At 33.9% G+C, this 13,077-nt stretch carries 11 protein-coding genes; 2 read left to right on the top strand and 9 right to left on the bottom strand.

The genetic code is table 11. From position 1 onward, the window contains the following. Positions 1 to 44: 44 nt before the first annotated feature. Both rlmB and ABDJ34_RS07335 read left to right on the top strand, forming a co-directional pair. The gene (gene rlmB / locus ABDJ34_RS07340; RefSeq protein WP_412701887.1) at positions 45 to 779 is read left to right on the top strand and encodes a 23S rRNA (guanosine(2251)-2'-O)-methyltransferase RlmB; all 735 of its coding nucleotides are present in this window, start codon (positions 45 to 47) and stop codon (positions 777 to 779) included. Continuing rightward, the gene (locus tag ABDJ34_RS07335; RefSeq protein WP_094205354.1) at positions 769 to 1,302 is read left to right on the top strand and encodes an NYN domain-containing protein; all 534 of its coding nucleotides are present in this window, start codon (positions 769 to 771) and stop codon (positions 1,300 to 1,302) included. Before rlmB ends, ABDJ34_RS07335 begins: the two co-directional genes overlap by 11 nt. Positions 1,303 to 1,435: 133 nt before the next feature. Here the strand turns inward: ABDJ34_RS07335 and udp are convergent, their stop codons facing one another. The 9 genes from udp to nifJ form a co-directional block, all read right to left on the bottom strand. After that, positions 1,436 to 2,209 (bottom strand): uridine phosphorylase, encoded by a 774-nt coding sequence (gene udp / locus ABDJ34_RS07330; RefSeq protein WP_412701886.1) that lies wholly within the window; start codon positions 2,207 to 2,209, stop codon positions 1,436 to 1,438. Positions 2,210 to 2,266: 57 nt separating this feature from the next. Next, on the bottom strand, positions 2,267 to 2,782 hold the full coding sequence (locus tag ABDJ34_RS07325) for a tryptophan transporter (RefSeq protein ID WP_412701885.1): 516 nt from the start codon (positions 2,780 to 2,782) through the stop codon (positions 2,267 to 2,269). A 391-nt stretch (positions 2,783 to 3,173) separates the two neighbouring features. Further along, positions 3,174 to 3,626, bottom strand: a complete 453-nt coding sequence (locus ABDJ34_RS07320) for an OsmC family protein (protein ID WP_094203338.1) — start codon at positions 3,624 to 3,626, stop codon at positions 3,174 to 3,176. Continuing rightward, on the bottom strand, positions 3,619 to 4,794 hold the full coding sequence (locus tag ABDJ34_RS07315) for a 5-methyltetrahydropteroyltriglutamate--homocysteine methyltransferase (RefSeq protein ID WP_412701884.1): 1,176 nt from the start codon (positions 4,792 to 4,794) through the stop codon (positions 3,619 to 3,621). Before ABDJ34_RS07315 ends, ABDJ34_RS07320 begins: the two co-directional genes overlap by 8 nt. Beyond that, positions 4,784 to 5,611, bottom strand: coding sequence for a phosphate/phosphite/phosphonate ABC transporter substrate-binding protein (locus ABDJ34_RS07310; RefSeq protein WP_412701883.1), 828 nt, complete (start codon positions 5,609 to 5,611; stop codon positions 4,784 to 4,786). Before ABDJ34_RS07310 ends, ABDJ34_RS07315 begins: the two co-directional genes overlap by 11 nt. Positions 5,612 to 5,626: 15 nt before the next feature. Beyond that, positions 5,627 to 6,742, bottom strand: a complete 1,116-nt coding sequence (locus ABDJ34_RS07305) for an acyl-CoA dehydrogenase family protein (protein ID WP_094224427.1) — start codon at positions 6,740 to 6,742, stop codon at positions 5,627 to 5,629. 34 nt (positions 6,743 to 6,776) lie between these two features. Further along, positions 6,777 to 7,898: an acyl-CoA dehydrogenase family protein gene (locus ABDJ34_RS07300; protein ID WP_094224426.1), complete on the bottom strand. Its 1,122-nt coding sequence runs from the start codon at positions 7,896 to 7,898 to the stop codon at positions 6,777 to 6,779. A gap of 8 nt (positions 7,899 to 7,906) precedes the next feature. After that, the gene (locus ABDJ34_RS07295) at positions 7,907 to 9,034 is read right to left on the bottom strand and encodes an acyl-CoA dehydrogenase family protein (RefSeq protein ID WP_281682326.1); all 1,128 of its coding nucleotides are present in this window, start codon (positions 9,032 to 9,034) and stop codon (positions 7,907 to 7,909) included. A gap of 294 nt (positions 9,035 to 9,328) precedes the next feature. Further along, a complete protein-coding gene (gene nifJ, locus ABDJ34_RS07290) occupies positions 9,329 to 13,009 on the bottom strand; it encodes a pyruvate:ferredoxin (flavodoxin) oxidoreductase (protein WP_412701882.1) in 3,681 nt (1,226 codons plus the stop codon). Between the last annotated feature and the right edge of the window lie 68 nt (positions 13,010 to 13,077).

The following is a 13,077-nucleotide window of genomic DNA, read 5'->3' as shown; positions in this document are numbered from 1 at the left end:
CTAATAAGATTATAACATTAAAATGATAAGAATAAGGAGAATAAATGCAATATTTAGTCGGTAGAAATCCTGTTATGGAAGCTTTGGAAATGGATATGGGAGTAACCAATCTATACATACAAAAAGGCGAATTAAAAGGATTTATTAAAAAAATAGAAAAAAAAGCTTACGATATGGGAATTAAAATCGAATATGTCGATAAAAAATACATCGAAAAATTCGCAGAAAACACTGCTCATCAAGGTGTTATGGCAAAAATGCCAAGTTTCGGATATTCAAGCATTGATGAAATGATAATTTACGCCAAAAAAAGAAACGAAGATCCATTTTTGATAATTTTGGACGAAATAACAGATCCTCACAATTTGGGTTCCATCATTAGAACTGCAGAAGTTGCAGGATGCCACGGAGTTATAATTCCAAAACACCGAGCTTGTGAAGTCAATGCAACTGCAATCAAAACAAGTGCAGGTGCTGTTTTCAATATCAAAATCGCACGTGTAACCAATATAACCACGACAATTAATTATTTAAAAGAACATAACATATGGATTTATGGGGCTTGTGGCGAAGCTTCACAAACTCACACACAAGCTAACTTGAAAGGACCTATCGGCCTTGTAATCGGAAACGAAGGCAAAGGAATTTCGAGATTAGTCAGAGAAAATTGTGATCAGTTAATTAAAATCCCTATGTATGGAAAAACAGAATCACTCAACGCATCAAATGCTGCGAGCATTCTAATTTATGAAGTCATACGCCAAAGGTATGAAAAATAAACAAATTTATCTTTATGTCGATGGTTATAATATAATAAATGCATGGCCTAATTTGTACAAATTATCAAACGATGTGGACTTGGATAGCGCTCGTGAAGAGCTCATTGATATAATGAAAGAGTATCAAAATCTAAGTGGAGAACAAGTTTATGTAGTTTTTGATGCTTATCTTGTAAAAGGTGGAATGAGCATTGAAGAAAAGCGTGATAATTTGACGGTGGTTTACACAAAAGAACACGAATCTGCAGACCGATACATTGAGAGAAAAGTCAACGATATGAAAAAGCACGACAAAATGTATGTGGCAAGCAACGATGGGATGATTCAACGAATTATTTTATCGCGTGGAGGAATTAGAATTAGTGCCAATGAACTTTGGAAAAATTATCTAACTTTAAAAGAAAACCTCAGAAGATCTAAGCTAAGGAAAAGAAAACAATCTACTGAAAATATTGTTACTATAGATGATGAAATTTATCAACAATTAGAAAAACTTCAAGATGAAATAAAAAAACAAAACTAGGTTATGTGACCTAGTTTTGTTTTTTAACATAAGGAGATACCCATTTAATGGATAAAATGAAAACGTTATTAACTGTTTTTATTATATCACCCTATATATAAATTGTCAAAATTTAAAATTAAATTTCCACCATTTATTCTTGTTTATCTTTCTCTATCAAGTTTTTTATTGCTTCAATTGCAACTTTAATGGCTACATCAGTATCATGACACACAGGATTGTCTAAGTGTTTTTTCTCACGTTCTTGGTTTGCTACAACCAAAAAACAAGATCCACATCTTACTCGAAGGTAATTTGCAACTACAAAAAGAGCTGCCGATTCCATCTCACTTGCCAATGTGCCAAGCCTTTTCCAAGCTTCCCATTTGTTTAATAAATCGTATGACACAGGCATTTTTTCTGGCTCGTGTTGTCCATAAAAGCTGTCTTTGCATTGAACAACACCAACGTGGTAATGTTGTCCTAAATCTTTTGAAGCTTTTACCAAAGAATTTGTCACATCTAAGTTAGCAACTGCTGGAAATTCTATAGGAGCGTATTCTTTACTCGTTCCTTCAGCTCTTATTGCAGAACTTGCTATAACCACATCAGAACTTTTGATATCTTCTTGAATTCCTCCACAAGTTCCAACTCTTATAAAAGTATCTGCACCTGCTTTGACAAGTTCTTCCATCGCAATTGCTGAAGACGCACCTCCGATTCCAGTGCTAGTTACGGAAACTTTTTCTCCATTTATAGTTCCAGTGTATGTTACATATTCTCTATGATCTGCTACTAATTTTGCATCGTCAAAATACTTTGCAATTTTTTCGCATCTTTTTGGATCTCCTGGAAGGATTACATACTTCCCTACATCTCCATTTTTAATATTCAAATGATATTGAACGCCTTCTTCTGCGTATTTCATAAAATCACCTCTTTTTTATCTATATTACTAGTATATACTAATTTTAGATAAATAGCATTATTGAGCGTTGATTTTTATGTAATTTGTGCGATAAATTATTTTTTTGAAGAAAATTCCTACAATTGTATTTAAAATTGAAGTCGGTAAACATACTGCTAAGAACATCGACGGTAGTAGATTTGTAAAGTTTTCAGTACCCATTCCCATTGGAATTGCAAGAGATAAAAATACAAATCCACTTGTAAAAGTTCCTATCGCAAATATGAGATTGGATTTTCTGCTGGTTTTTCCCATCAATTTGAACAAATAAAACACAATAATTCCTGAAACTAATTTATCAATTATGTTTGGAAGCTGTCCCATTGGGAAACTTGTTGTAAAAGCTGCAATTGTCCCTGCAAACAAACTCAACACAAAAGCTTCTTTTACATTATCCATAAATAATAATGCCAAAAACATCATTACTAATAAAAAATCTGGCTTTACTCCCATAAACAACGCAGGTGTAACGTAATGAAGCAATAATCCTACACTTAAAAATATCGAACTTACTGTTAATTTTTTTGAATCCATAATATCTTCCTTTCTTTTTCATAAAATTTTTCTCTTCTAAAATCATTTCATAAGTTCATTTCATTACACTCACCTGCCTTTATAATAAAAAAACACCTGTTCCCTAAAAGGAACAAGTGTCAAAACTCGCGTTACCATCCTAATTTATGTGCAAAAATGCACACATCTCTTTCAGATACTTCCATATCCTATCCCTGTAAAGTGAGAATCACTTTTTGAACTACTATTTTTCATTCAAAATTCAGATAACCCCATTCATATAAACTTCCCTTAGAAATTCACACCAACCATTTCCTCTCTTGAAGTTTCATTTATACTACTATCTTATCTATTGAATTTAATATTTTTAAATATTTTCTAATATTATATCACAAATAAAATAATTTACAAGTTATAAAACAGTTTTAAAATTAACATTTACCAAATCTTTTATAGAATTGTAAATCAAAGTTCTATCCAAAACTTCATCCAAAAACTCTTGTAATTCTTCTCCTTCATAAAATGAGAAGAAATAAATGTCAATATTGATTTTATTAATAATACTCTTATCTTCAAAACCGATAACATTTAACAGATACATCGGATTGTCGATATCTAAGTTCACCTTAGCTTCGATATCTTGCAATATAGTGTTTCTTTTCTTCGCAACTCTCATCATAGTCAAAATCAACTCTGAAACGATGGAGCTTACGAAGAAATCAATTGATGTGAATTCTTCTTTTTCTGAATCAAATGAAATAGATGAGTCCACAGGAATACATGATTTTTCGTTGTAAACTTTAACCAAATCATCGGATACAATAGCTCTGAAACTCTTTTGGAATGAATTTATATCATCATTCATATTCTTTCCTCAATTTATTTCTAGCATCAATCATCGATTGTAGTTTTTCTCTTATGTGGTCGTATTCATTTACTGGTCTATTGGAGAATGTAGCAAATCCACAGTCTGGGTTTAGCCATAATTTATCCTTGTCGATAAATGTAAGAGCTTCCTTGGCTCTTTTGTAAATTCCATCTGTATCTTCCTTATCATCCAATCTTGGATTTAACACTCCAAGTCCCAAAATCACTTTGTTGTTGATTCTTTCATCAGCTAGTAATGCTTTTAATTCCCCAGCTCTTGGAGTAGAAAATTCTAACGCCAATAAATCAGCATTGATATCTGCAAACAAATCTAAAAGAGGAGTATAAGGTCCTGTCAGTAAAATACTTTCGTTTTTACTCCAGTTTCCACGACACACGTGAAGTGAACAGATAGATTTGTCCCTATCGACACTATCCATCACACTTTTTATCAAATGTGTGGCAAACTTCAATTCTTCAGTTGGATCTTTTCTAGTTGACAAAGATGCACACATGAAAGTTCTTGGTTTGCCTTCAGTGAACACAATTTCTGTAAGAACTGGTTCATCAAATTGAATTACATCTACTCCGATTTCTTGAAGATTTTTGATTTCTTTTCTGTAAATATCAATTACATCTTCTCCCAAATCTTCCTTACTGTCGTAGTATTTGGAACTAACATTTGCAAGCCACATACTTCTTGTAACCAAGTAAGGGCCAGGCATTGTAATCTTAACAGGCTTATCAGTCAATGATTTCAAAAGTTTTAATTCTTCTGATACAATGTCTCCTTTATATTCCAATTTGCCAGTACAAATAGCGTTCTTAATAGATGTAGCAGGAACATCCAATGTCGTCAAAATATTTTCGAACTCTCTTTTATCATCGACGTAATCTAGCATTTCGGCCATACTCATTTGAGTTACTCCACCTAGTTTTTCAGAAATAAAAGATACGTAATTATCTCTTTCTATTTCTCCACTTGTGATTACATCGATATCCAAATCTTCTTGTAATTTTACAACTTCTTTAGTCTTATCATATACCAATTTTTCGTAGTCAGAAAGGCTAATCATATTAGCCTTTAACATCCTACGAGCTTTCATTATTTCGTCTCCTCTTGGCATAGATCCTATCAAAGAGGTATTGAATAATTTATTGTTCACTATTGAATTCCTTTAAGAAATTTCCTAAATATTCATTAGCTTCAGTAATTTGTTTGAAACCTTCTCTTCTACCAGGAATCCATTGTTTTAATCCTTCAAGATCCATGATTTCTTTTTCTTTTTCGTTGTTGTAATCCATCTTGAACATAATGTCATCAAATGCTTTGATGTCTTCATCAGAAACTTCAGGATTGAATGTAAATATACAATGATCAAAGTTATCAGTTTTATCTAAAACTTCAACTTCATTTTTGTCTAGTGTACCATCACTAATCCAAGCATCATAATTTGTACTTAAGCAGAATGATGCATCAACTTCTCCATTAACCATAGCAATCATGCTATCTTTTTCTCCACCAACGTGGTCTCCATGTAAGCCAACACCGATATCAAATCTTTTTTCAGTGTAATCTTTACCATATTCTATACCATTTTGGTGTAAATAGTTTATAGGAATAAGTCTTGCTTGTGGAGAATCAATAGCCCCAAATCCTATTGTTTTGCCCTTTAAATCAGAAACTTTTTCAAAATTTCCCTTTTTAACTACTAGATAAGTTTTCTTATCTCTATCAGTATCTCTCATACATCCGATCTTATCTTTTCCGTCAGATCTCAAGTGAGCGTCTAAATGTGCTAATGGGGAATTCCATGCTCCATCAATTTCTCCATTCATTAAAGCATCTACTTGTAGTTTGTAGTCTTTGAAGAATACTCCTTCGATTTCTGCTCCATTTTCCTTGAAAAATTCTTCAATCATTTCCCATATTACTGTAACTCTTGGAGCGTAAATAACTGCACCTATTTTTAATTTTTTCATTTAATTCCTCCTATTTTATTTACTTGATAAAGATTGTCCTAACATAACATGCAACACATCTAAAGATGGTGCCATAATTTGTCCAGCGTAAGCATCTCTCATCAACTTTTCAATTTCAGTCTTTCTATTGTAACTAATTCCTCCACCCACTCTCATTGCAAGAGTTGAGGATTCCATCGCATGTTCAATTGCAATAACTCTGGAAGCTATGATTTTTTGTAAAGCATCTTCATCATTTCTATCTAATGCTTCGGCTGCATCTTCTGCTAATGTTCTTGAACTTTGTGCTTTCGAGTAAATCTTGGACAAATACATTTGAACAATTTCTATATCTGCTAAACATCTTCCATCTGGATACTTTCTATTTTTTGCATGATTTGTTGTGATTTTTGATAATCTAATATTTAAGCCAGAATATACGCTAGCTAGACCTAATAGGAAAAACTTAGTAACTATTTTAGAAACTTCAGGACCTTCTCCTTCCACTCCTAATCTATTCATGTCTGTTAACTTAACATCTTCGAGTTTCATTGGGCATGAAACATTTCCTCTCATTCCAACTCCATCCCAATATTTCATATTGAAACTCAATCCTTCAGATTCCAAAGGAACTGTCCAATAAGTAGTCTTACCTTCAAAATCACATGATTTACTCAAGAACAAATAATAACTAGCAAACGTAGCAGTAGTTACCATTGACTTTGTTCCGTTAAATACAAAATAATTTTCATCTTTTATGCAAGTTGTTTCTGGATTACCAAAGTGAGTTCCTGTTCCAAATTCAGAATTAGCCAATGCCAAATACTTATTGTGATTGACTACATCATCCACAACTTTTTCATACAAATCTTTTTGTCCACATTTAATTACAGCATTCAATGCTACATTATGCATCATATAACATAATGCAGCTGACGGATTATACTCAGCAAAAGCCATAATTACTTTTTGGTGTTCCTTCGCTCCTTTGCCAAGTCCATCCATTTCTTCCGGAACCAAAAGTTTTAAAAAACCTTCTTCTCCCATTTTTTCAAATGCTTCTTTTGGAAATGAACAATCCACGTCTGAATTTTTCCCAGCCGTTTCTAAATAATTTTTCGCAAACTCTTTTGCTTGTTTGTAAATATCCATAATTTCTACCTTTTTATTGACATTTGTGTCCTATTTACTTGTTTTCTGTCGCTAAAATACCACCTAACATTACATGGAGAACATCCAATGATGGTGCCATAATTTGTCCAGCGTAAGCATCTCTCATCAACTTTTCTATTTCAGTCTTCTTATTATAAGTGATTCCGCCGCCAACTCTCATTGCAAGTGTAGCTGAGTTCATTGAATTTTCAATTGAAGTCACTCTTGCTGCTATAATTTTTTTAAGCATATCTTCGCTATTATTAACTATAGCTTCTGCTGCATCTTCTGATAGTGTTCTTGCGCTTTGTGCCATTGAATATATCTTAGACAAATACATTTGAACAATTTCAATATCTGCTAAGCATTTTCCATTTGGATATTTTCTACTTGTAGCGTATTTATTAGTAATGTTTGATATTCTAATATTTAAACCAGCATATACACTAGCAAGTCCAAGTAAAAACATCTTTGTTACAACACTTGCGACTTCATCTGCTCCGCCTTCTTCTCCTAATCTGTAATCAGATGTCAACTTAACATTGTCAAATTTCATTGGACAAGAAACATTTCCTCTCATTCCAACTCCATCCCAATATTCCATATTGAAACTCAAACCTTCAGATTCCAATGGAACAACCCAATATGTCGTTTTCCCTTCAAATTCAGCTGATTTACTGTTATATTGATAATAACTTGCATAAGTTGCACTTGTTACCATTGATTTAGTACCCTTGAACACATAGTCATCTCCATTTTTAGTACAGGTCATTTCTGGATTACCAAAATGTGTTCCACTACCAAATTCTGAATCAGCCAACGCCATAAATTTATTATTTTCAACGACATCTTTTACTATTTTATCAATTAAAGTTTTTTGACCATAATCCAACACTCCACTGATTCCAACATTATGCATCATATAGCATAATGCTGCAGATGGATTGTATTCAGCAAATGCCATTGTAACTTCTTGATGTTCTTTTGCTCCTTTGCCAAGTCCGCCCATTTCTTCAGGAATCAAAAGTTTTAAAAATCCTTCTTCTCCCATTTTTTCAAATGCTTCTTTTGGGAAAGTGCAATCCTTATCAGATTTTTTTCCTTCTTCTTCTAAATATTTTTTTGCAAATTCTTTTGCTTGTTCGTAAATACTCATTAAATCTCCTACAATAGTGGTTGACCTGTTATAGCTTTACCTAACCAAACGTTAAGAACGTCTAGTGATGGAGCCATAATTTGTCCAGCGTAAGCATCTCTCATTAATCTTTGGATTTCAGATGCACAGTTGTAAGTCTTACCTCCACCTACTCTCATTGCAAGTGTTGAGGATTCAATTGCATTTTCGATAGCAGCAACTCTTGCTGCGATAATCTTGCAAACTGCGTCTTCTTCACCAGCAACTAAAGATCTAGCTGCTAATTCTGTAAGAGCTTTTGCACTCATACCATTAGCATAAATCTTAGCTAAGTGAACTTGAACTGTTTCAATGTTAGCTAAACATTGTCCTGAAGGGTATTTTCTCTTTAATGCGTAATCATTAGTAACTTTTGATAATCTTAAGTTCAATCCAGTGTATACACTAGCTAAACCTAAAATGAAATATGGGGCAACTACGTTAAATACTTGGTCAACACCTGAACCTTCTTCGCCGATTCTGTTAACTTCGTCTAATTTAACATCATTCATAGTCATTGGACATGAAACATTACCTTTCATACCAATACCTTTCCAGTGACTCATCTTGAATTCTAATCCTTCTGATTCTAATGGAATTAACCAGTTGTTGATGTCTCCTTCTTTTTCAGTTGATGGAGTCAAAATTAAGTAGTAGCTTGCATGAGTTGCACTTGTTACCATTGACTTAGTTCCGTTGAATACGAATTTGCCACCATCTTTAGTAACTTTGATTTCTGGAATGTAGAAGTGAGTACCAGTTCCAAATTCAGAATATGCTAATGCCATGAATTTGTTGTTTTCAACGATGTCTTTAACAACTTTTTTCTTTAATTCTTCGTTACCATTAGTAAGAACTGTCATTAAAGCTACGTTGTGCATCATGTAGCAAAGACCAGCAGTTGGGTTGCTTTCAGCAAATGCTAAAACAGCTTGTTGGTGTTCAACAGCAGTCTTTCCTAAACCACCCATTTCTTCTGGAATAAGTAATTTGAAGTATCCAGCTTTTCCCATTTCTTCAAATGATTCTACAGGAAATCTACCTTCTTCATCTGATCTCTTTGCATATGGTTCGACATGTTCCAATGCAAATTTTCTTGATTCTTCGTAAAAATTCATAAAACCCTCCTAAAGTTTATATTTCATTTATATGATATCACTAATTCTCTAATAAAACCAGAAATATTGTTAAAAATTCTTCATTTATTGAATCTTTCTATAAATCCTACCAATTTCATTCTAATTTTAACAAATTAGAAAATTTTGCAATTTTTTTCATTCATTTATCATTGAAAAATCAACGTTATAAATTTTTTAATCATTTATAGAAAAAATCTATAAATGATTTTTCAAATTGTTAAAAATTTGTAATAAAAAACACCGTGAGATAATTCTCACAGTGTTTTGGTTACATTATCTATTTGTAGAATTTGGATTTACAACATCATCTTTCTTTGCGCCTTCTTCTTCCTTAGCTTTTTCTACAGATTCAACTTTTTTACCTTCTTTTTCAAGGTTTTCTTCTTTTTCTGCTTCATCTGTATCTTCTACCGAGTTAGAATAATCCATTTCTGCCATTCTCTTGTAAGTGTTGTATCTTTCCTTAGAATCTCTTTCAGCTTCTTGGAATAATTCTTCAGCTTGTTCAGGGAATGATTTTTGTAATGACAAGTATCTTACTTCTCCTCTGATGAAGTCTTGGAATGATCCAGTTGGCTCTTTAGAGTCTAATTGGAATGGATTCTTTCCTTCTTCTGCAAGAGTTGGATCGAATCTGTATAAGTGCCAGTAACCAGCTTCTACAGCTAATTTTTCTTGACGTTGGCTCTTACCCATACCAGCTTTAATACCGTGGTTGATACATGGTGAGTAAGCGATGATTAATGATGGTCCATCATATTCTTCAGCTTCTCTAATAGCTTTTAATGTTTGATTTTGGTTAGCACCCATAGCAATTTGTGCTACGTATACGTATCCGTAAGTTGATGCCATCAAACCTAAATCTTTCTTTCTAACTTTCTTACCACTTGCAGCAAATTGTGCTACAGCAGCTGTTGGAGTTGACTTAGAAGCTTGTCCACCAGTGTTTGAGTAAACTTCTGTATCGAATACCATAACGTTGATGTTTTCACCTGATGCTAATACGTGATCCAATCCGCCGTATCCGATATCATAAGCCCAACCGTCTCCACCGAAGATCCATACAGATTTCTTAATTAAGAAGTCTCTGTCTGTTCTTATATATTTCAATAATTCTTCAGCTTCTTCGTTGTTTGTATTGTCATCTAAGTGTTGTAAGATTTCTGCTGCACATGCTTTTGATGTAGCTACATTGTCCATGTTTTCAACGAATTTCTTGAATGGTGCATTCAATGGACTTTCAATGTTCAAGTCTAAGAATGCTTGCATTTTTTCTTTTAATTGTAATCTAATTTTCTTGATAGCTAAGTGCATACCATATCCGTATTCAGCGTTGTCTTCGAATAATGAGTTAGCCCAAGCTGGTCCTTTACCTTCAGCGTTTGTGCAGTAAGGAGTTGAAGGAGCACTTGCACCCCAGATTGATGAACAACCTGTAGCGTTAGCTATAAGCATTCTATCACCGTATAATTGAGTGATTAATTTAGCGTATGGAGTTTCTCCACAACCAGCACAAGCTCCAGAGAATTCAAATAATGGTTGTTGGAATTGTGAGCCTTTAACTGTTTTTTCTGCTGGCATTAAGTCTTCTTTGTATCCAACTTTTTCTACAGCATAAGTCCAATTGTCTTTTTGTGCAAGATGTTGTTCTTCGAAAGGTTTCATTATTAATGCCTTTTCTTTTGCTGGACATACATCAGCACAGTTACCGCAACCTGTACAGTCTGCTGGTGAAACTTGGATTCTGAATGTCAAATCTTCGAATCCCTTACCTACTGCTTTTTTGCTTTCGAATGTTTCAGGAGCGTTCTTTCTGTCTTCTTCGTTTAATAAGAATGGTCTGATAACTGCGTGTGGACATACATAAGCACATTGGTTACATTGGATACATTTATCCATTTGCCATTCTGGAACGTTAAGAGCGATACATCTCTTTTCGTAAGCTGAAGTTCCCATTGGGAATTCACCGTTTGCTCTGTCTTTGAATGCAGATACTGGTAAATCATTACCTTGTTGTGCATTCATTACACTTGCAACTTCTTTTACGAATTCTGGAAGGTTAGCGTCTTTTTCAACGTCTTCTTCAGCATTTTTCCATTCAGCTGGAACATTGATTTCTACAAGTTGATCGATACCTTGATCTACTGCAGCGTAGTTCATGTTTACAATGTCTTCACCTTTTCTTCCGTAGTTATGAACTATAGATTCTTTTAATTTCTTAATAGCTTCATCTATAGGTAATACTTTAGATAATTTGAAGAATGCAGCTTGCATAATCATGTTAGTTCTTCCACCTAATCCTACTTCTGCTGCAATCTTAGAAGCGTTGATTGTGTAGAATTTAATGTCGTTTTCAGCGATGTATTTCTTTAATTTGCCTGGAAGGTGAGTGTCTAATTCTTCTTCATTCCAGATACAGTTTAGTAAGAATGTACCACCTTTTCTTAAACCTCTTAATAAATCGTATTGATATACATAAGCTTGTTTTGAACAAGAAATGAAATCTGATTCATCTAATAGGTAAGTTGAGTGAATTGGGTTGTTACCGAATCTTAAGTGAGACATTGTAACCCCACCAGATTTTTTAGAGTCATAATCGAAGTAACCTTGAGCGTACATGTCAGTACCATCACCTATAATCTTTATAGCTGATTTGTTAGCACCTACTGTACCGTCAGAACCGAATCCCCAGAACTTACATCTGATAGTTCCTTCAGGTGAAGTGTTTATAGTATCTTTTACTTCTAATGATCTATGAGTAACATCATCTACTATACCGATAGTAAATTGTGTTCTTGGTTGATCTTGTTTTAAGTTTTCGTAAACTGTGTTAATGTGAGTTGGAGTTGTATCTTTTGAACCTAAGCCGTAGATACCACCAACGATAACTGGTTTATTTTCATGATCGTAGAAACAATCTCTAACGTCAAGATATAGAGGTTCTCCTAATGAACCTTTTTCTTTAGTTCTATCTAAAACTGCAATCTTCTTAACTGTTTTTGGAATAGCATTTAAGAAATGTTCTTTAGAGAATGGTCTGTATAAGTGAACTTTTAATACTCCGACTTTTTCTCCTTTAGACACTAAATAATCAACAGTTTCTTCAATAGTTTCAGTAACTGAACCCATAGCTACTATAATATTTTCAGCATCTTCAGCACCATAGTAGTTGAATAATCCGTAGTTTCTGCCTGTAATCTTGTTAATTTCATTGATATAGCCTTCTGTAATACCAACGATATCTTCATAGTATGTATTAGATGCTTCCATACCTTGGAAATAAACGTCTGGATTTTCAGCTGTACCCATAGTCTTAGGGTTTTCTGGATTTAAAGCATTTCTTCTGAATTCATCAATAGCTTCCCAGTCAACAATCTTAGCTAAGTCTTCATAATCCATAACTTCGATTTTTTGAATTTCGTGACTAGTTCTGAAACCATCGAAGAAATGTAAGAATGGAACTTTACCTTTAATAGAAGAAAGGTGAGCTACTGCTGCTAAATCCATAACTTCTTGTACTGAACCTGAACATAACAATGCAAAACCAGTTTGTCTTGCTGCCATAACGTCTTGGTGGTCACCAAAAATGCTAAGCGCATGTGATGCTAAAGCTCTTGCTGATACGTGGAATACGCCAGGTAAGTTTTCTCCGGCAATCTTGTACATATTTGGAACCATCAACAATAAACCTTGTGATGCTGTGAATGTAGATGCCAAAGCCCCTGCAACTAAAGCCCCGTGTACTGAACCAGCTGCTCCACCTTCTGATTGTAATTCAGTTACTTGTACAGTTTCACCGAATAAGTTCTTACGTCCATCTGCTGCCCATACATCAATTGCTTCAGGCATTGGTGATGATGGAGTAATTGGATAAATAGTTGCCACATCTGAAAATGCATAAGCTACGTGAGCAGCGGCTGTATTTCCATCCATGGTTTTCATGTGTTTTGCCATTTATTTAACCCCCTATATATAAATAAATAAATTGTTTAATTTAAAACGGACGAACTCCGCTCTATGAG

The sequence above is a fragment of the Finegoldia dalianensis genome (assembly GCF_046255015.1).
Lineage (GTDB): Bacteria > Bacillota > Clostridia > Tissierellales > Peptoniphilaceae > Finegoldia > Finegoldia magna.
Note: the sequence above shows the minus strand (reverse complement) of the source record. Positions and strands in the feature narration are given on the sequence as shown.